The following is a 21,891-nucleotide window of genomic DNA, read 5'->3' on the forward strand; positions in this document are numbered from 1 at the left end:
ACTTCAAGCGTTCAAGGCAACCAAGCCTTCAATAAAGAAAAAGACCGCTATTGCGGTCTTTTTGGAATTTATGGGTCACTCAGACATTACTGCGCTGAGCCGGCAGCGCCATTACCGTTATGGGAATGGTGAGTTTCTGTAAGACGACGCATCAGCGGCAATACCGCCAGCGCGATAAAGGTACAAACCAGCGCCGCAATCCCCAACTTGTTGAACAAGCTAGTATAGATAGGCAGAGTCTCAAGCGGATCTGTAATGTTCTTCGGCACACTGGCGAAGTTGGCCACCACCCCCCCCAGATACTGAGAGATGCCCGAGGCGACAAAGTAAGCCCCCATCATAAAGCCACCCATGCGCTCAGGTACGTAACGGGCAATCATCGCCAAGCCCAAACCACTGACCAGCAGCTCACCGAGTGAGTATGCACCGTAACCCCAGATCATCACCCAGGAAGAGGTCTTGCCATCGACGGCGAACATACCGGCGAAGCTGTAGATGAAGAAACCCAGCGCCACTACGGCAAAACCCAGTGCGAACTTGGCAGCGATGGAAATATCCTTGTTGTTACGTCCGGCAGAGGCATAAACCCAGGCCAGCACAGGGCTAAGCAACATGATCCAGATAGGGTTCAAGGCCTGGAACTGCGCCGGTGACCAAGTCCACAGATCGACACCGAAGGCCTGGAAGTTCCAATCGACGTTACGCAGGGCAAACAGCGCCAGCGAGGTAGACATCTGCTGGTAGAACACAAAGAAGAATACAGTTTGTACCGTCAGTACCAAGGCGGCTATCAAACCGGCCCGCTCACTGGTTTCACTGTTTTTAATCAGGTAGATAAAGATACCGAGTACGGCTGCACCTGCGGTGTAAACAAAGGCGCGGGCCACATCTTCATATTCAAGGATAAAGGCTGAAGCCACTACAGAAAGGGCCGCCAGGCCGAGTACCGCAAACAGCTTATTCATTTCCACCGGACGGGTATCCGGCTCTGAGCCATAGTTGGCCAGAGTTTTACGCATCATGGCGTAGTTGCCCAGTCCCACCAGTAAGCCCACGCAGCAGACGGCAAAAGCCGCGTGCCAACCGAACTCGTTGCCATAGTTGGCGTTGACGTAATCTTTAATCCAGGGAGTCAACAACATGGAGAAAGTAGAACCTACATTCACCGCCATGTAGTAGATGGTAAAGGCGCTGTCTATCTTGGAGTCGTCCCCCTCATAGATTTTACGCACCAGGTTACCGGCATTGGGTTTGAACAAACCGTTACCGACAACAATTACCCCCAGAGCCGAAAACAGGAACCAGGTGTTTTCGGTTGGCACTGTCATCAAGGCATAACCCAGAGACAGAATACCGGCACCGAGCAACATGGTGCGCTTGGTACCGAGGATCTTATCCCCGACCCAACCACCAATCGCCGGCGACACATAAATCAATGCGGCACAGGCACTCCATACCAGGTTGGCGCGACTGTCCTCAAACCCTAGACGCTGTACCATGAAGTACACGATAAGCGCCTGCATACCGTAATAACCGAAACGTTCCCATAGCTCGATAAGTGACACAGTCATAAAAGAATGTGTCTTACTTACCTTAGGAGACCCTAATGTCATTTTGCTTGCTTCCATCTTGATTTGAAATAATTGTCAGACGAGTATAAAACTGCAGGCCGCACAATCCAACGCAAACTCTGGGGCAAAACACACTTTGTCGCAATTCTCCTACTCAGCTCAAATTCCATTGGCGACTTTTTCAACAATACTGGGTTATTCAAAAGAGTAAAGCGAAGCAAACCTAGCTGTAACAAGGTTTTTTACTGGTTAATGAGAATATTTATCAGTATCAAAATCACCGCAAAGCCAAGGTCAGAACCGCTTTTATCAGCGCCTTTGATATAAAAAAACCGCCCTTGGATAGACGGTTTCCATTGAGTAGCCTACGCCTTATCAGGCCGAGCAAGATAGGCGGTCAATCTTTGGCTGCCATTCTCGCCTTGAGATCGGCAAACGGATTGAAAGTGGCCGGCGCCTGTTTGGCTTCACTGGTGTCGCCGTACTGCACCAGCTCTTCAAACCTGGAATGCTCATTGTCATGGCAGTAGAGGCACAACAGCTCCCAGTTAGAGCCATCTGAAGGGTTATTGTCGTGATTGTGGTCTCTGTGATGCACAGTCAACTCACGCAAGTTCTTGTGGGTGAACTCCCTGGCACAGCGGCCACAAACCCAGGGATACAGCTTGAGCGCCTGCTCCCGATAGCCTTTTTCACGACTCGCCTGATACTCACGGGCCTGTGCCAGCACCCGATCCAATTTACTCTGTTCTGCCATCTTTCTTTTCCGATGAACGGGCCGCTTAGTGGCCCTCTACATATTCTGCACTGGACAGATGCAGATAGTGCAGGTATTTCTCATACTGAGTCACCACATCTGCCTGGATCTGCTCTTCCGTATAACCCATCACATCATAATACTGTCCACCATGTTCGAGAAAGACTTCAACCCGGAAGTAGTTATTTTGTGATTCATCCTCACCTTCTTCCTGAGTTTGATGGGTCACAGGCAGCGTAAAGGCACGGATCCGCAAGCCATAAACAAAAGTCTGCACCTCTTCATTTTCGATAACCAACCTCACCCTGTCTTCATCGTACTGGAGATCAGCATTGATACCGCGGGATAAAAATCCCTGAGAGACCTTGGACAGCGCCGGTGTTGCCACGTTGTCGACAAAGCGCCGCGCCTGCTCGTAAGAGGGATGCGACACCAGCACATCTATTCTGTCTTCCCAGGACACGCTGGTTCTGGCGTACTGCACACTGGTGGTATGCAGCTGCACACTATTGATTTTGAGCCAGTCATCCTGCAACGCCTTGAACAGGCCAAAGCAGATAAGCAACATCACCAACAAGAACGGCATGGCACTGGCAATCGCCGCCGTTTGCAGCGCCTGCAAGCCACCGGCGAGCAGCAGTACAGAAGCCACTAAACCCTGCATCAAAGCCCAAAAAATCCGCTGCCATACAGGTGCATCGGCATCACCGCCTGAGGTGAGGTTGTCGATAACCAAAGAGCCGGAGTCTGACGAAGTCACAAAGAAAGTCACCACCAGACACACGGCGATAATGGACAGCAGATTGGACAGCGGCAAATGCTCAAAGAAAGTAAACAGGGCGACCGATACATCGGTGGAAACCGCAGTAGCCAGATATTCTGCGCCATGATTCATGATGGCATCTATCGCCGAATTACCGAAAACCGTCATCCACAAGAAGGTGAAACCACTGGGAACAAACAAAATCCCCACCAGAAACTCACGAATGGTACGGCCACGGGAGACCCGGGCGATAAAGGTACCGACAAAAGGTGACCAGGAGATCCACCAGCCCCAGTAAAGCAGAGTCCAGCCACCGAGCCAATCATTCTTCTGCTCGTAGGCATAAAGGTTGAAGGTCTTGCTCACCAGTTCACTCAGGTAACCACCTGTGTTTTGCACGAAAGACTGCAGCAGAGCGACGGTTGGACCAAACAGCAGCACTATCATCATCAGCACAAAAGCCAGCCCAAGGTTAAGCTCACTTAAGCGCTTTACCCCCTTATCAAGGCCGGAAAACACAGAGCCTGTGGCGATAAGAGTAATACCTATGATCAGTGCCACCTGCACCCCGGTATTGATAGGGAATATATCACCCAATAGATAATTAAGCCCCGAGTTAACCTGCAATACCCCGAAACCCAAAGAGGTAGCCACACCAAACATGGTACCCAATACGGCAAAAGTATCGACACAGTGACCTATAGGGCCATAAATACGTTCGCCAATCAGAGGGTAAAGTGCGCTTCGTGGCAGCAGTGGCAACTTATGCCGATAACTGAAGTAGGCCAGACTCAAGGCCACTACCGCATAGATGGCCCAGGCATGAATACCCCAGTGAAAGAAGGTGATCTTCATCGCTTCTTTGGCGGCTTCAACTGTATGGGGATCCGCATCCGGCGGCGCCAGATAATGCATCACAGGCTCACCGACCCCAAAGAACATCAAGCCTATTCCCATACCGGCAGAGAACAGCATGGCAATCCAGCTCTTATAGCTGTAATCCGGCTCGGCATGATCCGGCCCAAGCTTGATATCACCGAAGCGACTCACCATCACAAAGATGATGAATACCAGAAAAATCGCCACACCCATGATGTAGAGCCAACCCGCCTTCAACTCCAGCCAAGATTGAGCTGCCTTGAACAATTCCTGTGCCTCATTCGGCCAAACCGCGCCGACAAACACCAGAATAGCGATACAGATCAGTGACGAAAAAAACACCGGAGGATTAATACTCGACTTAATCAAATTTTGCGCTCCTTTTTACGGATAATTAGCGCCGCCTGCGAGCAAGTTCCTAAATTATAGCGGAACTCGGCCGGGGACAACGCTTATCCAAAGCCACACCAAAAGCTTATAGAGTGTTTATGTGCAATATGTGACACCCTTCCGCGGACAAGCTCTCGGCTTGATTTAAATGGAAGAGTTAGGGCCCACCGGGATCAAAGTGTTGGCGGGACAGACAAGATTACCGTGGCATAGTGAATGGCAATCGACTCAGACACAAACTGCTACTTTTGGCAACAATCGGCGCTGATTATACACAAAAATGAATAAAATGGGGAGTCTATAGCAACTCCAGCTCAAAGAATCATCACTTTAGTCCTTCACGACCTTGGGGGTTTGCGAAATGCCCGCTGTCAGATTAAAGCGCATCGCCTCCTCGAATGACCAATTCACCATGATCAAATCCTCTCGCTTGACCAGGCTGGTAACTCCGGCCATCTGGTAAGAGAGTTGAAACAGCACAGGCACCCAGTCCCCTTCGGGCAAGGCATCGAGCAGCGGCTGAGGTGGCTTGTCTGTCATGATAAAGCCGACCACAAAACCGCCGTTGGCCTGACGCACCAATACCGTCTGTTGCGACTTGGGCTTACTGCTATCACGGTTCATCAAAGAAGCGATATCACGAATACTGCCGTAGACAGACTTGAACAGGGGAAAGCGCATCAACTGCCGCTCAATCCAGCTCCAGATCCAGACGATGGGGCTGACAGAAAACAGTAACCCGGCAATAAACACCAAGGCTGTAACCAATATAAAACCTGCCCCTATGAACACAGTATCCATACCCAGCAAAGAAAAAAGTAATTTTCCCAGGCTGTCGAGAGATTCAAACAGGGACCAAAACAGCCAGAGACTAAGCGCCATGGGCAGCAGATTAAGCAAGCCGCGGATCAGGGTTTGTTTCATTAAATTCCTCTTGATATTTAAGACTGTATTAAGCGCAGGACAGAGGCGCAAAGGAAGGTTTCTCGGCAGCCCCTTCCCCAACAGGCACTCAACTCTGTATCCTGACAGAGACGCAAATCGATAGCAAAATGTTGTGCATTACCCCGAAAGGCCGCTGTGTCTCCCGGGGGCGATAAGGAGAATAACAGCATGCGCGTAACCCGACTGGACCACCTGGTGTTGACCGTCCGCGACATAGAGCAAAGTGTCGCCTTCTACCAAAAATTGGGCATGAAACGCCAAACCTTTGCCGATAACAGAACGGCGCTGCAATTTGGCGATCAGAAAATCAACCTGCACCAACTTGGCCGCGAATATTACCCCAATGCCGCCAAAGCCCAAAGTGGTTCGGCGGACTTGTGTTTTATCACCTGTGGTTCACTCAAGGATACTATGGCACATCTCAGTGCCATGGGAATTGACATCGAAGAAGGTCCCGTCGCCCGTACCGGCGCCACAGGCCCGATAGATTCAGTCTATATTCGCGATCCTGACGGTAACCTGATCGAACTGGCAGAATATCGCGTTGACTAGGCTGCGTTTTGACTAGGCTGGGGTTGACCAAGTGCTCCGTTAACCAAGAGATCCGTTAACCAAGAGCTCCGTTGACTAAGTGCTCTGTTGACCGCACGGTGCAGCCTACCGGGCTGCACCGCCCCAAACAGCGACAAAAAAGCCGCTTGAATCTAAGCGGCTTTCTCTAAGGCTCGCGGATAAGAGCTTAAAGCTCTTTTTCCATCTCCTCGTAGGAGACATGGCGTACGTCTTTGCCTTTTACGTAGTAAATCACGTACTCACAGATGTTTTTGCAGCGGTCCCCTACCCGCTCAACCGCGCGGGCAGCCCAGAGCACATCCAGCACGCCGGGGATAGAGCGGGGATCTTCCATCATGTAAGTCATCAGTTGGCGAATGATGCCTTCATATTCCTTGTCCAACTTGGCATCTTCCTTGTGCAGCTCCAACGCCGACTCGGCGTCCATCCGCGCCAGCGCATCCAGGGTCGAATTCAACATGCGGGTGGCATGACGCCCCATGGACTCAATGCTGACCAGCAGTGGCTGCTGATTATTGCTGCGCTTCTCCTGTGCCGCCTTGGCAATACGCACGCAGGCATCGCCGATGCGCTCAAGATCGGCAATCGTCTTGGAGATAGCTATCACCAGGCGTAAGTCGCTGGCCGCCGGCTGGCGCTTGGCAATGATGCGGGTACACTCTTCGTCTATCATCACCTCCATGCCGTTGACCTTGTGATCGCCCTCGATCACCTTCTGTGCCAGTTCGGCATCCAGGCTGCCCAGGGCATCCAGCGCCTGTTCCAACTGGCGCTCTACCATACCGCCCATGGCCAGTACCCGGTTGCGGATATCTTCCAGTTCAGCGCTGAACTGGCCTGAGATATGTTTATTCAGGTTCTTGTTTTCCATTTGCTTCCCCTTGCTCGGACGCAGCGTTTATTAACCGTAGCGGCCGGTAATATAATCTTCGGTCTTACTCTGTTTTGGCGTGGTAAAGATAGTGTTGGTATCCGAGTACTCAATCAACTCACCCATATACATAAAGGCAGTCTGATCCGACACCCTGGCCGCCTGCTGCATGTTGTGGGTCACTATCACCACTGTGTACTTGGACTTGAGCTCGGTGATCAGCTCTTCAATGGTCAGGGTCGAGATAGGATCCAACGCCGAAGTCGGCTCATCGAGCAGCAAGACTTCCGGCTCGATGGCTATCGCCCGGGCAATCACCAGACGCTGCTGCTGACCACCGGACAACCCGAAGGCGTTGTCATGCAATCTGTCTTTCACCTCGTCCCAGATAGCGGCGCCGCGCAGTGAACGCTCACAGGCTTCATCCAGCTCACGGCGATTGTTCACGCCCTGCAGGCGCAGGCCATAGACGACATTTTCATAAATGGACTTGGGGAAAGGATTGGGGCGCTGGAACACCATGCCCACATTGCGTCTCAGCGCCGCGACATCCACTTTCTTGTCGTAGATGTTTTGACCATGGAGCAAGATTTCCCCGTCGATATGGCAGTTATCCACCAGATCGTTCATCCGGTTGATACAGCGCAGCAAAGTGGACTTACCGCAACCACTGGGGCCGATAAAGGCGGTGACCTTCTTCTTGGGGATCTTCATGGAAACATCAAACAACGCCTGCTTGTCACCATAGCGCAGATCCAGGTTACGGATCTCCAGCGCCGTCTCTTCGGCAGGCAGGTTCGCCAGATCCAGCGTCTCAGTATTCATTACCGATGAGTCTATCGAAATCATATTCTGTCCTATCACTTCAGGATAATCGTCAATTAGTGTTCAAGCGAGCGGTACTTTTCACGCAGATGGTTGCGCACGCTGATAGCCGTCAGGTTGAGTGCCACGATCACAGATACCAGCAGGAACGAGGTGGCATAGACCAAAGGCCTGGCAGCTTCTACGTTGGGGCTCTGGAAACCGACATCATAAATATGGAACCCGAGGTGCATAAACTTACGCTCAAGATGCACGAAGGGGAAATTCATATCCACAGGCAAGGTAGGCGCCAACTTGACCACCCCCACCAGCATCAAGGGTGCCACTTCACCGGCGGCGCGGGCAACAGCCAGAATAAGCCCTGTCATAATCGCCGGGCTGGCCATAGGGATAATAATCCGCCACAAGGTTTCGGCCTTGGTGGCCCCCAGAGCCAGGCTGCCCTGACGCACTGAGCTTGGAATACGTGACAAGCCTTCCTCGGTGGAAACAATCACCACAGGCAGGGTCAGAATCGCCAAAGTCAGTGCCGACCAGATAACCCCGGGAGAGCCGAAGGTCGGCGACGGCAATGCCTCTGGATAGAACAGCTGATCCAGCGAGCCCCCCAGCATATAGACAAAGAAGCCCAGACCAAACACCCCGTACACAATCGAAGGCACACCGGCAAGGTTGATTACCGCGATACGTATCATCTTGGTGATCGGCCCTTTCTTGGCGTATTCGTGCAGATAGATGGCGGCCACCACACCGAATGGTGTCACTATTACGGCCATCAGCAACACCATGAATACTGTGCCGAAAATCGCCGGGAACACCCCGCCCTCTGTGTTGGCTTCGCGGGGATCGTCACTGATAAAGCGTCCCAGGCCAACAAACCAGTGGCCTACCTTGTCGATAAAGCCCATGCGGTTGACATAGCTGACATCCAGCACCGAATCCAGACTGAGGGTCACTTCTTGGCCGCGCATGTCGCGTACTATCACAGAGTCGCGCCCGGCTTGCTCACGCAGAGAGAACAGCTGCTTTTCCAACCCTTGGTAATGCTGATCCAGTTGTTGACGCTTGGACTCAAGCTCGGCCTTGCGCTCAGGCGTCAGGGCATCGTCAAGCTCATAGCCACGTTCTTTGAGGCGCAGACGTTCGAGCTCATAGTTAACCGCGCCTATGTCCTGCTTCTGCAGTGTCATCGCCTGATCGGCCAGGTCCACTGCGCGCTCGATATGCTCCTCGAGTGAATTCTGCACATCGCCGCCGAGCTCCAGCCGCTGGCCCTTCTCAATCACCGCCACAGGGTAGCCGTAGAAGTTACCGTTCTTGGTACGCTCTATCATGGCCAAGCCTTCCGGGGTGGAGCGCGACACAATATCTGTCTCCAAAATCCAGCGGAAATCCAGGCCGACAAACTCACGGTTACCCGTCTTGACCAGATAACGGGTCACAAACTCACCCGGCTCTGAGTTGAAGTGATAACCGGCGGATTTCAACCGCTCGGTCGGCACTTCTTCTCTGTCGTACAGTTCACCTATCAGGGTGTAACGCTGGCCTTTATCATCCTGCATCTCCCACTGATAGATATCCGCGGGCCAGAAATAGCTCAGGCCACGCCAGGCGATGAGTAACAATAGCCCCAACACCGCAATCAAACTCAGGCTGACGGCGCCCCCTGTCATCCAGATCCAGGGAGAGCCTGATTTAAACCACTTACCCATTGCACAAACCCCTTAAGGTGATTGGCGAAACATCTAGTGTTCTATTCATAATTTCTCTCCTGTTACAGTGAGCTGTAGCGGTCGCGCAGACGCTGACGCACCACTTCGGCCACAGTGTTGAACAGGAAGGTAAAGATAAAGAGTACAAAGGCTGCGAGGAACAATACCCGGTAATGGGAGCTGCCAATGGCCGATTCCGGCATTTCCACCGCGATATTGGCCGCCAGGGTCCGCATCCCTTCAAACACGCTCCACTCCATGATGGCGGTGTTACCCGTGGCCATGAGTACAATCATGGTTTCACCCACGGCGCGGCCAAGGCCCATCATGACTGCCGAGAATATCCCCGGGCTTGCGGTCAGCAGCACTACCCGGGTCAGGGTCTGCCAGGGGGTCGCTCCCAAGGCCAGGCTGCCGTTCGACAGGTGACGCGGCACAGAGAAGATGGCGTCTTCGGCAATGGAGAAGATGGTTGGAATGACGGCAAAGCCCATGGCAATCCCCACCACCAGCGCGTTACGCTGATCGAAGGTAATCCCCAATTCATTGGTGATGAACTGGCGGGTGTCGCCGTGGAAGAAGGCCACTTCGATTGCCGGACTGATGGCAAAAGAGAACCAACCGACAAAACAGATAACCGGGATCAGCATCAGTTCCTGATAGGTTTCCGGCAGTATCGCCTTGATGCGCCCCGGCAGCTTGGACCAGGCATAGGCACTGGTCACTATGCTTATCGGCAACAACAGCAGCAAGGCCAGAATGCCGGGCAGATGCTCTTCAATCAGCGGTGCCAGCCAGAGACCGGCCAGGAAACCGAGGATCACTGTGGGCAGGGCTTCCATAATTTCAATGGTGGGCTTGACTACGCTGCGCACCTTGGGCGACATGAAATAGGCGGTATAGATGGCGCCGGCAATCGCCAGAGGAACGGCAAACAGCATGGCATAGAACGCCGCCTTGAGCGTACCGAATGCCAGCGGCATCAGGCTGAGCTTGGCTTCAAAATCATCCGAGCCGGAAGTGGACTGCCAGACAAACTGCGGCTCAGGGTAACCTTCGTACCATACCTTGTTCCACAGGGCACTCCAGGAAACTTCCGGGTGGTCGTTGTCAACCGCGTACAGGTGCAGCTTGCTGCCATCTTCAATGATCAAGGCATTGGAGCGGGGGCTGAAGCCCATAACACCCGGTGCCTTGAGATCGAACTTCTTGTCGAACAGCTCGCGCTCACTCGTGGTGTAAAGCAAAGACAGTTCACCCTCTGGGCTTACTGTGGCAAAGCTCTTGCGATAGAACTCAGAGGCAATGGTGTCCACCTTACCCAATCCGTTAAACTCGCGGATCTCCTGATAAACACGTCCGCGGTCGCTGGCCACCTGAAAATACTGGGCCACCACACCGCTGTCGTAACCTACCAGCAATGAACTGGCGCCCGCCAACAGGCTCAAACTGGTGACCTTGGCCTTGGCTTTCTCGACATCTATCACCTGTTGCAGCGAGATTTCATCCACATACTGAATGTTGTAGACAAAAATCTTGTTGCCGGACTGCAGCAGCAGTTGGCGCTGATCCGGGGTCATGAGTTGATGTTCAGTACGGGAAGGTGCATCCGGCAGCGGCATGGTTTGTGTAGTCCACTCCACTTCCTCGGTCATCATGTTCTCTTCGCCGACCATCTTGGTCAGTTGCCAGCGATTCTGGTTGTCCTGATAGGCAAAGCTCATACTCTCGGAGCTATAGCCAAAGGCGAGACTCTTGAGCGGCGAGCCATCCTCGGCAACCGTCAGCGCAGACTCCCCCAGTGGATATTTGACCTTGGGCGTGATCAGGCGTTGGTTATTGGGATAGCTGACACCAAAATCCACCCCGGCCAACAAGAGTTGACCATTATCCAGTCCGAGGGCAAACAACTGCTGGCTTGGGGCGCTGACGGCGCTGCTGACCACTTTGCTCGAATCTGGCACTGGCAGTTTCACCTGCTGATGCAGCTGATCGCCTTTGACCCTGAAAAAATCCACCACGCCCTGGTCACCGACCCGATAGAGCAGTTCATTTTGCTCGTCACTGCCCACCATCAGCGTCTTGTCTGAACTGGCCGGCAGGCTCACTTCGGTGACGGGTTCAACACTGGCGCCGTCAAACACAGGTTTAATCACGTAAAGCAGATAGAAAAAGATCAACAAAAGGGCGACGAACACCATGGTTCCACCCACTGTTACCCCTATCTGCGCGGCCTTATCCTTGAAGGCTCTGCGGCCGGAGCCTTTGCTCACCAACAGATCTTTCGACGCAGAAGCAGGTTGAATGACCTGACTTTCCATTAAGAACCTCTATTATTAATAGCTGTTAGGCTTTTTACCGAATTAACCGTACGTTATTGCGTTTCGGCCAACCCAGGTAAGACCATCCCTTATCGAGTGGCTGGGATTATATGACGCAAAAATGACAATAGTGTTACATAGCTTTTTTTAACATTATTCAGGAGTCTGTCTACCATGCTTCGTTACCTTATCACACTGCAAGTCCCTGACAGAAAAGGATTGGTTGAGCAGATTGCCCATGCGGTCAGCCGCCACGGCGGCAACTGGCTCGACTCGGAATTACGCCATATCGACGGGATTTTTGCCGCCATTTTGCTGCTTGAGGTTCCCAGCGAACACTGGGATGACCTGCTTGATGCCCTGGAGTGCATCGATGGTATGGCGCTCACCAGTGCCAGGGCCGGCCAGCAGCAGAAATATATCAAACGCCTGAGTTTCAACCTGGTGGCCTACGACAGGCCCGGGCTGGTACTGGATATCTCCAACAGGATCAATGCCCTTGGGATCAATATCGAGCAATTCAGCAGCAAGTTTGAAACCGCGGGCCATACCGGCATCGCCTTGTTTCGGGCCACCATCAGCCTGGGATTAACCGATCCTATGCAGGAGGAACGCCTGACTGAATCCCTCTACAGCATAGGTGATGATCTGGTATTGGATAAGCTGAATCTGACTTGAGCTCAATACTGCAACTGCCTAACCTCTGACTCTTGATCGCCTGCAAAATCAGCAACCGATGTGCAATCGATAATTCCTGTTAGGAAAACTGATACACTGGCGAAAATCACAAGAACAGAGCTTTGTCGTTATGCTTGGAACACTGAATAAGATGGCCGTCGCCCTGGACGAGAACCATCTGGCACAATACACCCTCAGAGTGGCTGAACAACGCCTGGCGTTGAACCCTTTGATTGGCAAGAGTTTAACCCTGAGTCACACGGGTAACATCTTCTGCTGCAACTGCGGTAAGAAGACCAAGAAGAGTTACTCACAGGGCCACTGTTATGTCTGTATGCAGAAGCTCGCCAGCTGCGATCTCTGCGTGATGAAACCGGAAACCTGTCATTATGATCAGGGAACCTGCCGCGAACCCGAATGGGGCGACACCCATTGCATGGTGCCCCACTATGTTTACCTGTCCAATACCTCGGGAATAAAGGTCGGTATTACCCGCCACAGCCAGCTGCCCACCCGCTGGCTGGATCAGGGAGCCACCCAGGGGCTGCCGATATTCAAAGTCAGCAGCAGGCAGCTTTCCGGCCTCATCGAAGTCGAACTGGCCAAACTGATTGCCGACAAAACCAACTGGCAGGCGATGCTCAAGGGCAACAACGACGAGATAGATCTCAAGGCCAAGGCCGAAACGCTATTGCCGAGTATCGAAACCCGCCTGCACGAGCTGGCAATGAGCCGCGGTGATTACAAGATAGAAAGATTGACCGAGACAGAGACGCAAATTCACTACCCGGTCAGTGAGTTTCCGAAGAAGATCAAGTCCCATAACTTTGATAAAGAAGCCGTTGTCAGTGGCACTCTGATGGGCATCAAGGGGCAGTACCTGCTTTTCGATACCGGCGTAATCAATATCCGCAAGTTCACCTCTTATGAAGTGGAAGTCAGCTACTGATTTTTTAATTTGAGCAAACAAACGGCGCCGCTTGAATGGGCGCCGTATTTCATCCCTCAACATCTTTGGTGCTTGCCAGTACCCCAGAGGCTGCCTATGATGGCCGCCAATAACGCCCTTACACAGAGACAGAGCAGAATATGGCCACAGACTCCATGATGGGATCCCAGACTATCGCCGCCCAAACCCAGGCTTGGGTCAAGGAGGTGATCATGAAGTACAACATCTGCCCCTTCGCCAGGCGGGAAGTCGAGCGCGACTCGATTCGTTACACAGTTTGCGAACAAAGCCGCATGGATACTGCCTTGCAGGCGTTGCTGGACGAGTGCCAATATCTGGATGAGCACCCACAAGCGGAAACCAGCCTGTTCATTCTGCCGAGGGGCTTTGAAGGTTTTCATCTCTATCTGGATCTGTTGGCCTTTGCCGAGCAGCTGTTATTCGAAGAAGGGTATGAAGGGGTTTACCAGTTGGCCAGCTTTCATCCCGACTATTGTTTCGAAGGAGAGGCCCAGGATGATGCCGCCAACTATACCAACAGAGCGCCCTATCCGACTCTGCACATCATACGTGAAGCCAGTATGGAACAAGCCCTGGCCGAATATGATGATCCTGAGTCAATTCCGGAGCGCAACATCGCCTTTGCCCGCCGCAAAGGCAGCGAATTCTTCGCCAAACTGCTGCAAAACTGCCTGAGCCGCAAGCCATAACTTGATGTGATTCAGGCTTATCTGCCCCTTCCCGGGCCTTCCTCAGACCTTGAAACCCTAGACCTTGATACGCCCGAGGGTTACCCGGTTCTTATTGATTAAGTCGAAGAATTCACTGCCATGGTACGCCGCATCCCAGGCGCTGCTGATGAAGAGCTGCTACTTGGCTTCTCTTCACCCGAGGTCACGCCACTCAGGCCCGCATTCCCCCTTATCATCCATGACAAATGATAGACCCCACCAGAGATAATAATTGCCAAAAAACTGCAAAAATGATTGAAATATAAAAGAATATTGTTGCAATCGAGGTTTGTAGTTAGAAAGTAAACCTGTGCGATAGGCTAAACACCAACCTGGCATCGGCGTTATCCGAGTCTAGGCTGGTATCTTCACCCGCCAGCTCAATATCTATACCGTGATATTGGGTCTGATAGGCGATGCGGTAGTGTTGATAGCCTCTGCTTCCCTGCCACAGCCACTTGTCTGCATCATACGATGTGGAACGGTCAAAACTCAACCTCAGCCGGTGACCGGGCGCCAATTCGAAACTGTGGGCCAACATCACTATGCTGTGGCCGGCACAGGTACCAAAGTAATTCCAGCTGTACCAGAGATTCAACTCCGACTGACCGAATGGCGACTGATACCCCCACTTGGCATAAGCTTCCGGATAGTTGTAATCATCGGAAAAGGATTCGCCGTGATAGCTGTAATAGGCAAGCCCGGCATCCAGGCTCAGGTTTTCATTGAACCGGTAGAAATAACCTGCGTAACCATCAAGCTCCAACCGGGTATCATCAGCGCCACCAAAATCGACATTGGAAGCAAAACTGCCAAGATACCAACCACTTTCACTACTGTAATCCAAGCTGGCCTGTAACGCCGGGCCTTCATCTGTCTGACTGACCCCGTTGAAACTGTAATCCGATACCAGGGTCACTGTCGATGACCATTCGGCTTGGGCTGCAAATGTCAGTGTCAGTAGTGCAGCTAAACCGCCGCACTTAAGATAGTTTGCCATGGCGTTTAAACCCATCTGTGTTCCTCTTTTGGTTTTATGGATTGAAGTTTGCATCAGTCGGCTAGTTTTATTTTATTAAAATCTATGGTGTTTTCTTTGGGAGAACCTTGGATCCGGCCCAAGGTTTTCAGTTTGGTCAGCAGCATGTAACCGGCACAGGTTAAGATAAGCCCTATGGCCAGAGCCCCTACCCATTGGATCTCCAGAAAATCCAGTTGGAACAGTAAAGTCAGCAACACCATCACGGCGATATTGCCAAGCAGATAGTTGCGTTTGCCGAGTCTGGCAACCGTCAGCCCCAGGTTATCCGTGTAGAGACGGATCAATGAGTCCAACGAATTGATCACAAAGGTAATGCCCACCATGACCATGGCCAAGTTATAAAAGCCGGATGTGGAGATTGCCTGGGTATCGTAGAAATAGAGAACACTGAACCAAATCGCGACCGGAATGGAGGGGAACACCATCATGGCCAGCAGCAATTGCCAGGTCTTGATCCCACCGACAAAACGCGAGGTAAACTGGCCGATCATTATGCTCCAGGCAAACCACCAGAACAGGTAAAAGGCGTGATAGTCATTAAGTGGCAACACAAAATGTTTGATATCAACAAAGTAATCACCCAATAACGAAAAGGTGCTAATGAAGTCGCCGACAGTGCCGTTCTCTCCTAAAAATGCGCCGCTCCACATCAGAGCTATCAGGGCCACAAACAACCAGGTACTGGCCAGGCTGAGTACCTTGACGTATTTAATACTGGTACTGGAATAAACCGCGATGGCGATAACGGCAAACACCATCAGATAGAAGGCGCCTATAACGGACTCTCCATCGCCCATCTCCGGCAGATACCAGGGCAAGTTGCTGAGCAGCAAATAAGCGGTGAAGGCACAGGTGCCGATAATCACCATGTTGTTGATGAATTTTACCGGCTTGAGTTCAAAGAACTTCACTCTGGGTTCTATAACGCAGAAATAGAAACAGGTGACAAAGTAAAAACCCCAGATAAGAAAGGCCCAAAATCCAAACTCTATCGCCAAGGGATTGGAAAAGGCGTATTCGGGGCTGCTGTTGGTATCTGTGTAAGTGTCGAATTCAGTGAGTGGGAACATGATCAAGCCAACATCGAGGCCTGAGGTAAACAAAATAGCGATAAAGGTGTTGATCCGCACCGGGGTGACACCTACGCAGGGAATGTTGCCCCACCGATACAGGATCACCCCTATCATAGCAAAGGTAAATAAGATCCCTGCTGAAAGCCAAAGCTCCATAACTTTTCCCTTTATTTTTGATTTAAATTATATTTTTCTAATTCCAGCCCCTGACTAATGGCGAATTTTGGCCGACAAAAAGCCCTCGGCTTGGCTACACCGATTACAGCATTGACAGGGGTAAGGGGCCGACCGCAGACTGGCCCCTTGGATTTTAAGATCAGCTAGGTCGCTCGGGTGCGTGGCTGCGCTGCTGCGCTCGCCACTTGTCAGCCAGAACAACTGTGGCATCAGAGGCCGGTAAGGCTTCACGGCCGCGGATAATATCGGCGGCCTTCTCTGCCAACATTATGGTCGGTGCATTGAGGTTGCCATTGGGAATGGTGGGGAATACGGAAGAGTCCACGACTCTCAGTCCTTCAATGCCATGCACCCGGTTTTGCGGGTCTACCACAGCCATGGGATCTGTACCCATCTTGCAGGAACAGGATGGATGATAAGCACTCTCTACCGAGCGACGAACAAAGGCATCTATCTGCTCATCGGTTTCCACTTCGGCACCAGGCTGGATCTCTTCTCCGCGATAGCCATCGAATGCCGGCTGATGAATAATCTCCCGGGTCAGGCGCACGCAGGCGCGAAAACCTTCGATATCATCCTGGTGTTGCAAATAGTTGAAACGTATCTGCGGATGCCGGTGCGGATCGCTGCTCTGTGCCCTGACCCATCCCCGGCTCTTAGGCTTATTGTGGCCGATATGCACCTGAAAACCATCGCCATCAAAGGCTTCCCGGCCGTCATAACGCATGGCGGCGGGCAGGAAGTGATACTGGAGATCCGGTGCGGCCAGGCCCGCCTTGGAGCGGATAAAACCGCAGGATTCAAAATGGTTGCTCGCCCCGAGTCCCGTCTTGGTAAAGAACCAGCGGCTGCCGATCAGAAACTTGTTCCACCAATCCAGTTTGCGGTTAAGGGACACAGGCTGGGTGCAACGGAACTGAAAATAGAACTCCAGATGATCCTGAAGATTCTCCCCGACCCCGGGCAAGGCATGCTCCAGCTCAATACCGGCTGCTTTAAGGACTTCGGGCGCGCCTATACCGGAAAGCTGCAGCAGGTGGGGGGAGCCCACTGGACCTGCTGAAAGAATCACTTCGCCGCCCACGCCAACCATGGCCTGCTGCAACTTGCCGCCGCATTCATAGCGCACCCCGGTTGCCACCTTGTCCTGCAGCAATACCTTGTGCACTAAGGCGCCGGTCACCACTTTTAAATTATTCCGTGTCATGGCCGGACGCAGATAGGCATTGGCCGTAGACCAGCGCACACCATTTTTCACTGTCATATGCATGGCGCCAAAGCCTTCCTGCTGGGCACCGTTGTAATCATCTGTGGCCAGGTACCCGGCTTGCACACCGGCATCAACAAAGGCCTGATACAGGGGGTTAACCATGCGGTTGCCGTTGTTGACCCCCAAGGGCCCACTATCGCCTCGATACCTGTCACCGCCAAAGGCCCAGGTCTCGGCCTTTTTGAAATAGGGCAAGCAATCGGCGTAGCTCCAGCCCTCTGCGCCACAGGCCTGCCACTCATCAAAGTCATGGGCGTGACCGCGGACGTAGACCATGCCGTTGATAGATGACGAACCGCCGAGCACCTTGCCCCTTGGACAATGCATGCGCCGATTGTCCAGACCCGGTTCAGGCTCGGTTTCAAACTGCCAGGCATACTTTTGGGTATTCATGGGAATGGACAACGCCGTTGGCATCTGAATAAAAATGCTGCGATCACTGCCGCCGGTTTCCAGCAACAAGACCCGTTTGTTTTTATCTTCGCTCAGGCGGTTGGCCAGCACACAACCCGCGCTGCCGGCACCGACAATGATATAGTCGAAATTCTGGTTCATAACGGCTCCTTAAAATGGGCTTTCCAGGGGCTGCATGCCGACATAAACCGATTTGGTCTGGGTATAAGCCTTGAGGGTTTCACTACCGTTCTCCCGACCAACTCCGGAAAGCTTGTAGCCACCGACGGGCATCTCCGAGGGTGAGGCGCCATAGGCATTGATCCAGCAGATCCCGGCCTGAAGGCAATGAATCACCCTATGAGCGCGGCGAATATCGCGGCTAAATACCGCGGCAGCCAGACCAAGGGCGGTATCGTTGGCGCGGCGGATCACTTCCTCTTCATCGTCGAAAATCAGTACAGACATCACGGGGCCAAAGATCTCTTCACGGCAGATACGCATCTTGTCATCACAGTCGACAAATACGGTCGGCTCAACAAAGAAACCTTCAGGGGCCGAGTCCGGCGTCAAAGGCTTGCCACCGCAAAGGAGCCTCGCTCCTTCGGCCTGCCCAAGGGCGATATACTCGAGCACCTTGTTTCTGTGCGCGCTGGATATCAGGGCGCCGAAATTGGTGTCCGGCGCCATGGGGTCGCCGGCCTTGATATTGGCCATCCTTTGCTGCAAACGTTCGATAAAGGCCGGATACAGGTTGCGGGCGACATAGACCCGGGTACCATTGGTACAAACCTCTCCTTGGGTATAAAAGTTGCCCAGCATGGCGGCGCTGACGGCATCCTCCAGTTCGGCGTCTTCAAAGATGATCAGCGGGGACTTGCCCCCCAGTTCCATGGTGACATCCTTGAGACTGGAGGCCGCTGCCGCCATCACCTTCTTGCCTGTGCCCACTTCGCCGGTAAAGGACACCTTGGCGATATCCTCGCTGTGAGTCAGCCATTGACCTACTTCGGCCGCGCCCTGCACCACATTGAACACCCCTGCGGGCACACCGGCTTCGAGAAAGATTTCCGCCAGCTTCAGAGCGCCGAGCGGGGTCTCCTCAGACGGCTTGAAGATCATCGCGTTACCGGCAGCCAATGCCGGCGCCGACTTCCAACAGGCTATCTGCAAAGGATAATTCCAGGCGCCGATACCGGCGCATATCCCCAGAGGTTCACGGCGGGTATAGAAGAAATCATCACCAACACTTTGCTGAGAGCCTTCCAGGCCCACCACGATACCGGCGAAGTATTCTATGGCATCGGCCCCTGTGACCACGTCCACCACAGACGCCTCCTGCCAGGGTTTACCCGTATCCAGCACTTCAATTTTGGCCAGCTCATCGTTGCGCTGCCGCAACAGGGCAACCGCCTTCAACAGCACCCGGCTGCGCGCCATGGCGCTCATGGCTGACCAAGCGGCAAATCCACGTTTGGCACTGGCAATGGCCGCCTGTTTGATGGCCTCATCGGCCACTTCAACGCGGTATTGCACCTGGCCGGTGCCAGGGTTAATCACCTCAAAGGATTCACCCGAGGCGTTGGCCATATAACGACCGTCAATAAAATTCTGATAAACAGGCTGTGTCATCAATGTACTCCGTGATAAGCCAGACTTTGGTCAATGAAATCGATACACCAGGATTCTGCGGCAGCAAACGCCTGCTCAGGCTCAGGACTGAGAGCACTGCGCAGCCAAAAACCGTCAATCATGGCGGCCACCTGCTCGGCACTCTTGAGCGCCTGTTCCCCGGGCAATAACTGTTTGAAAGAGAAGGCCAGGTTACTCTGCAGTCTGGCACTGTTGACCTGCTGCAACCTGGCAAGCCCGGGCTCATGCATGGACTGAGCCCAGAAATTAAGCCAGGTGCGGGTAGCCGCCCCCGAGCGTTGAAACTCGGTGAAGTTGGCCGCCACTATGGCGTGCAGCCGTGCCTTGGGGGAAAGCTGCCGCTCTGCTGTTTGGGCCAGCAAAGCCAGCTTCAGTTGCTCCAGCAAATGTCGCAATGTCGCTTCAATCAGCTCCTGCTTGCCACCGAAATAATGGCTGATAATCCCCGACGACAACCCGGCCAAGCGGCTGATGCTGTTGATGGTGGTATTGTGCAAACCATTGGCGGCCACCGAGGCCATAGTGGCATCGATCAGCTGCTGGCGGCGCACGGGTTTCATTCCAATCTTAGGCATATTTTTATTAATTGACCGTTCAATTAAAAACAAGCCTAATGATTTGAACTGTAATTATCAATAACGCAAAACCGCTCAACTCATGTCACACAAGGCATCAAAAAGTGATTTACCTCACAACAACAAGCGGTTGCGTTACTTGAAATTTATCTAAAAAAGTTTCTATTTTCCGACAATACTTCGCTATTTCTGAGGGGTTAGCCGAAAAATCAACGCAAAGCCATTTAAGCGTTCACCATCCCAAATAGTTACAGTCGATATGATTAGAGCTAAAACCTATAACCAACTCTTTAACCCGAAAGCACAGATAAATACGCCTGTCGCTCCGGACCAAACTTGCTGCTTGGAAGCCGGACAATGAGATTGAGACTGAGGATAAGTCGATGAGTAGAGGGAAGCAGAGAATAACGTGACAATGAGAAAGCGTGATTAGCATGGGGAGTTATGACCAAAAAGAGGAGCCATGATTAAAAAGAGGAATACTGATACTTAGAAACCGACTAACCCTGAACCATGCGGGGACAGGTAACAGATAAATAAAATGAAAAGGCGGATAAACAGCAAAATAAGAGTCCCTTCAAAGGGTTAAGAGCCCGGTAAAATACCGGGCTCTTGCATCAGATGAAGTCCGCTGAGGTCAGAAAAATAACTGTCGCAGCAAGGCCTATGACCGACGACCGAAATCTATCAGAGTGTTGCGATAAAGCTCAAGCAACGCCTCATCGCGTACCCCTACCCCAACACTCTGCGGCGGCATATCACTCCAATCATCGTGGGGATGGCGCCGCTCATAGGTTTTCTGCATTGTGTGACCAATGGCCGGTCCGGAGCAAACCACCCGTACAGGCCCCTTTCTCAGGGTAAACAGACTGGGGTCAATCACATAGGCAATGGCCGAGGGGTCATGCACGTGACAGCCGGAAATCCCCAGGCTACGCTGGTAAAAGTCGAGATAGAAACGGCTTATCTGGTGAATAAAGCGTCCCGGCTCACCGGCTTCATCGCGCAGCTTATCCAGATACTCGGGCGTAAAGAAACTCTCATGGGTCACATCCAGACCGATAATCACCACGGGCCAGTCGGCGGTAAATACAATATCGGCCGCTTCAGGATCATCATGGATATTGGCTTCGGCAAAAGGACTGACATTGCCCTGATGGCCATTAACCCCGAAGGCTCCCCCCATGACCACCACTTCCTTTACCAATTTGGTGATCCCGGGTTCATGCTGCAGTGCCAGTGCCAGATTGGTCAGAGGCCCAACAGCCACCAGAGTGATCTCCCCCGGTTGCGCCTTGATCTGCTCGACAATATATTGCCAAGCCGGACGGGGATCGGCGCTCAGACTGACATCGGCGGCATTGACTTGCAGATCGCCAAAACCGGTTTCACCATGAACTATAGTGGTAGGGCCGACAGGAGGGCGCGACAACGGCTTATCCGCTCCCATGGACACGTCTGCCTTCATGCCATATTTCTGTTTCAGATACAGTGCATTACTAGTGCTGCTTTCAATGGTGGCGTTGCCAAATATTGTGGTGATACCGATAAGATCCACAGCTGCATGGCCTTCGGCAAACAGAATTGCCATAGCATCATCAATACCGGGATCTGTATCCAGGATAATTTTCTTCGTCACAATCCAGCTTCCTTTGCGATGTTATTGATATTATCTGTGCCACAACCAACCGGTAGCACCGAGCCATTCTAGCGCCAAATCTGGCGCTATGCGCTCCATAATGC

General features: G+C 52.5%; 18 protein-coding genes. 4 read left to right on the forward strand and 14 right to left on the reverse strand.

Going from position 1 to position 21,891, the window contains the following annotated elements; translation table 11 throughout:
* Window positions 1-86: 86 nt before the first annotated feature.
* From ACMHXH_RS06550 to ACMHXH_RS06565, 4 genes are all read right to left on the reverse strand, one after another.
* Window positions 87-1,613: a peptide MFS transporter gene (locus tag ACMHXH_RS06550; RefSeq protein WP_039033932.1), complete on the reverse strand. Its 1,527-nt coding sequence runs from the start codon at window positions 1,611-1,613 to the stop codon at window positions 87-89.
* 355 nt (window positions 1,614-1,968) lie between these two features.
* Complete coding sequence (locus tag ACMHXH_RS06555; RefSeq protein ID WP_025009816.1) at window positions 1,969-2,328, reverse strand: YajD family HNH nuclease; 360 nt, start codon at window positions 2,326-2,328, stop codon at window positions 1,969-1,971.
* A gap of 25 nt (window positions 2,329-2,353) precedes the next feature.
* Entirely contained in the window at window positions 2,354-4,339 is a 1,986-nt protein-coding gene (locus ACMHXH_RS06560; protein WP_039033931.1) for a BCCT family transporter, read from the reverse strand.
* Between the two features lie 351 nt (window positions 4,340-4,690).
* Window positions 4,691-5,284, reverse strand: coding sequence for a DUF502 domain-containing protein (locus ACMHXH_RS06565; RefSeq protein ID WP_039033930.1), 594 nt, complete (start codon window positions 5,282-5,284; stop codon window positions 4,691-4,693).
* Window positions 5,285-5,473: 189 nt separating this feature from the next.
* Between ACMHXH_RS06565 and ACMHXH_RS06570 the strand changes: the two genes are divergently transcribed.
* On the forward strand, window positions 5,474-5,857 hold the full coding sequence (locus ACMHXH_RS06570; RefSeq protein ID WP_039033929.1) for a VOC family protein: 384 nt from the start codon (window positions 5,474-5,476) through the stop codon (window positions 5,855-5,857).
* Between the two features lie 187 nt (window positions 5,858-6,044).
* Here the strand turns inward: ACMHXH_RS06570 and phoU are convergent, their stop codons facing one another.
* From phoU to ACMHXH_RS06590, 4 genes are all read right to left on the reverse strand, one after another.
* Entirely contained in the window at window positions 6,045-6,749 is a 705-nt protein-coding gene (phoU, locus tag ACMHXH_RS06575) for a phosphate signaling complex protein PhoU (RefSeq protein ID WP_039033928.1), read from the reverse strand.
* Between the two features lie 30 nt (window positions 6,750-6,779).
* Complete coding sequence (pstB, locus tag ACMHXH_RS06580; RefSeq protein WP_071476217.1) at window positions 6,780-7,598, reverse strand: phosphate ABC transporter ATP-binding protein PstB; 819 nt, start codon at window positions 7,596-7,598, stop codon at window positions 6,780-6,782.
* A gap of 32 nt (window positions 7,599-7,630) precedes the next feature.
* A complete protein-coding gene (gene pstA / locus ACMHXH_RS06585; protein ID WP_144361261.1) occupies window positions 7,631-9,286 on the reverse strand; it encodes a phosphate ABC transporter permease PstA in 1,656 nt (551 codons plus the stop codon).
* Window positions 9,287-9,348: 62 nt separating this feature from the next.
* Window positions 9,349-11,607: an ABC transporter permease subunit gene (locus tag ACMHXH_RS06590; RefSeq protein WP_144361260.1), complete on the reverse strand. Its 2,259-nt coding sequence runs from the start codon at window positions 11,605-11,607 to the stop codon at window positions 9,349-9,351.
* Between the two features lie 174 nt (window positions 11,608-11,781).
* On the opposite strand from ACMHXH_RS06590, the gene ACMHXH_RS06595 reads away from it, so the two are divergent.
* The 3 genes from ACMHXH_RS06595 to ACMHXH_RS06605 all read left to right on the forward strand — a co-directional run bounded on the left by ACMHXH_RS06595 (window position 11,782) and on the right by ACMHXH_RS06605 (window position 13,944).
* Window positions 11,782-12,285: a glycine cleavage system protein R gene (locus tag ACMHXH_RS06595; protein WP_025009810.1), complete on the forward strand. Its 504-nt coding sequence runs from the start codon at window positions 11,782-11,784 to the stop codon at window positions 12,283-12,285.
* A gap of 130 nt (window positions 12,286-12,415) precedes the next feature.
* Window positions 12,416-13,234 carry a DUF2797 domain-containing protein gene (locus tag ACMHXH_RS06600; RefSeq protein WP_144361259.1) on the forward strand — a complete coding sequence of 273 codons (819 nt, stop codon included), beginning with the start codon at window positions 12,416-12,418 and terminating at the stop codon, window positions 13,232-13,234.
* Window positions 13,235-13,374: 140 nt separating this feature from the next.
* Entirely contained in the window at window positions 13,375-13,944 is a 570-nt protein-coding gene (locus ACMHXH_RS06605) for a DUF1415 domain-containing protein (protein WP_143078384.1), read from the forward strand.
* Between the two features lie 316 nt (window positions 13,945-14,260).
* Here the strand turns inward: ACMHXH_RS06605 and ACMHXH_RS06610 are convergent, their stop codons facing one another.
* The 6 genes from ACMHXH_RS06610 to ACMHXH_RS06635 form a co-directional block, all read right to left on the reverse strand.
* Entirely contained in the window at window positions 14,261-14,965 is a 705-nt protein-coding gene (locus ACMHXH_RS06610; protein WP_039034008.1) for a TorF family putative porin, read from the reverse strand.
* A gap of 53 nt (window positions 14,966-15,018) precedes the next feature.
* A complete protein-coding gene (locus ACMHXH_RS06615; RefSeq protein WP_039033923.1) occupies window positions 15,019-16,236 on the reverse strand; it encodes a choline transporter in 1,218 nt (405 codons plus the stop codon).
* Between the two features lie 160 nt (window positions 16,237-16,396).
* Window positions 16,397-18,082, reverse strand: a complete 1,686-nt coding sequence (betA, locus tag ACMHXH_RS06620) for a choline dehydrogenase (RefSeq protein WP_071476215.1) — start codon at window positions 18,080-18,082, stop codon at window positions 16,397-16,399.
* 9 nt (window positions 18,083-18,091) lie between these two features.
* Entirely contained in the window at window positions 18,092-19,552 is a 1,461-nt protein-coding gene (gene betB, locus ACMHXH_RS06625) for a betaine-aldehyde dehydrogenase (protein ID WP_039033921.1), read from the reverse strand.
* Window positions 19,552-20,148 (reverse strand): transcriptional regulator BetI, encoded by a 597-nt coding sequence (betI, locus tag ACMHXH_RS06630; RefSeq protein ID WP_071476213.1) that lies wholly within the window; start codon window positions 20,146-20,148, stop codon window positions 19,552-19,554. The genes betB and betI overlap by 1 nt, the downstream gene beginning before the upstream one ends.
* Window positions 20,149-20,812: 664 nt before the next feature.
* A complete protein-coding gene (locus ACMHXH_RS06635; protein WP_335912452.1) occupies window positions 20,813-21,787 on the reverse strand; it encodes a nucleoside hydrolase in 975 nt (324 codons plus the stop codon).
* Window positions 21,788-21,891 lie beyond the last annotated feature (104 nt).

The sequence above is a fragment of the Shewanella sp. BJSY2023SW001 genome, from assembly GCF_047314685.1.
Lineage (GTDB): Bacteria > Pseudomonadota > Gammaproteobacteria > Enterobacterales > Shewanellaceae > Shewanella > Shewanella indica.

Coding starts and splice junctions, on each gene's coding strand:
- ACMHXH_RS06550 (WP_039033932.1), bottom strand. CDS start 1,613: ATGACATTAGGGTCTCCTAAGGTAAGTAAGACACATTCTTTTATGACT.
- ACMHXH_RS06555 (WP_025009816.1), bottom strand. CDS start 2,328: ATGGCAGAACAGAGTAAATTGGATCGGGTGCTGGCACAGGCCCGTGAG.
- ACMHXH_RS06565 (WP_039033930.1), bottom strand. CDS start 5,284: ATGAAACAAACCCTGATCCGCGGCTTGCTTAATCTGCTGCCCATGGCG.
- ACMHXH_RS06570 (WP_039033929.1), top strand. CDS start 5,474: ATGCGCGTAACCCGACTGGACCACCTGGTGTTGACCGTCCGCGACATA.
- phoU (WP_039033928.1), bottom strand. CDS start 6,749: ATGGAAAACAAGAACCTGAATAAACATATCTCAGGCCAGTTCAGCGCT.
- pstB (WP_071476217.1), bottom strand. CDS start 7,598: ATGATTTCGATAGACTCATCGGTAATGAATACTGAGACGCTGGATCTG.
- pstA (WP_144361261.1), bottom strand. CDS start 9,286: ATGGGTAAGTGGTTTAAATCAGGCTCTCCCTGGATCTGGATGACAGGG.
- ACMHXH_RS06590 (WP_144361260.1), bottom strand. CDS start 11,607: ATGGAAAGTCAGGTCATTCAACCTGCTTCTGCGTCGAAAGATCTGTTG.
- ACMHXH_RS06595 (WP_025009810.1), top strand. CDS start 11,782: ATGCTTCGTTACCTTATCACACTGCAAGTCCCTGACAGAAAAGGATTG.
- ACMHXH_RS06600 (WP_144361259.1), top strand. CDS start 12,416: ATGCTTGGAACACTGAATAAGATGGCCGTCGCCCTGGACGAGAACCAT.
- ACMHXH_RS06605 (WP_143078384.1), top strand. CDS start 13,375: ATGGCCACAGACTCCATGATGGGATCCCAGACTATCGCCGCCCAAACC.
- ACMHXH_RS06610 (WP_039034008.1), bottom strand. CDS start 14,965: ATGGCAAACTATCTTAAGTGCGGCGGTTTAGCTGCACTACTGACACTG.
- ACMHXH_RS06615 (WP_039033923.1), bottom strand. CDS start 16,236: ATGGAGCTTTGGCTTTCAGCAGGGATCTTATTTACCTTTGCTATGATA.
- betA (WP_071476215.1), bottom strand. CDS start 18,082: ATGAACCAGAATTTCGACTATATCATTGTCGGTGCCGGCAGCGCGGGT.
- betB (WP_039033921.1), bottom strand. CDS start 19,552: ATGACACAGCCTGTTTATCAGAATTTTATTGACGGTCGTTATATGGCC.
- betI (WP_071476213.1), bottom strand. CDS start 20,148: ATGCCTAAGATTGGAATGAAACCCGTGCGCCGCCAGCAGCTGATCGAT.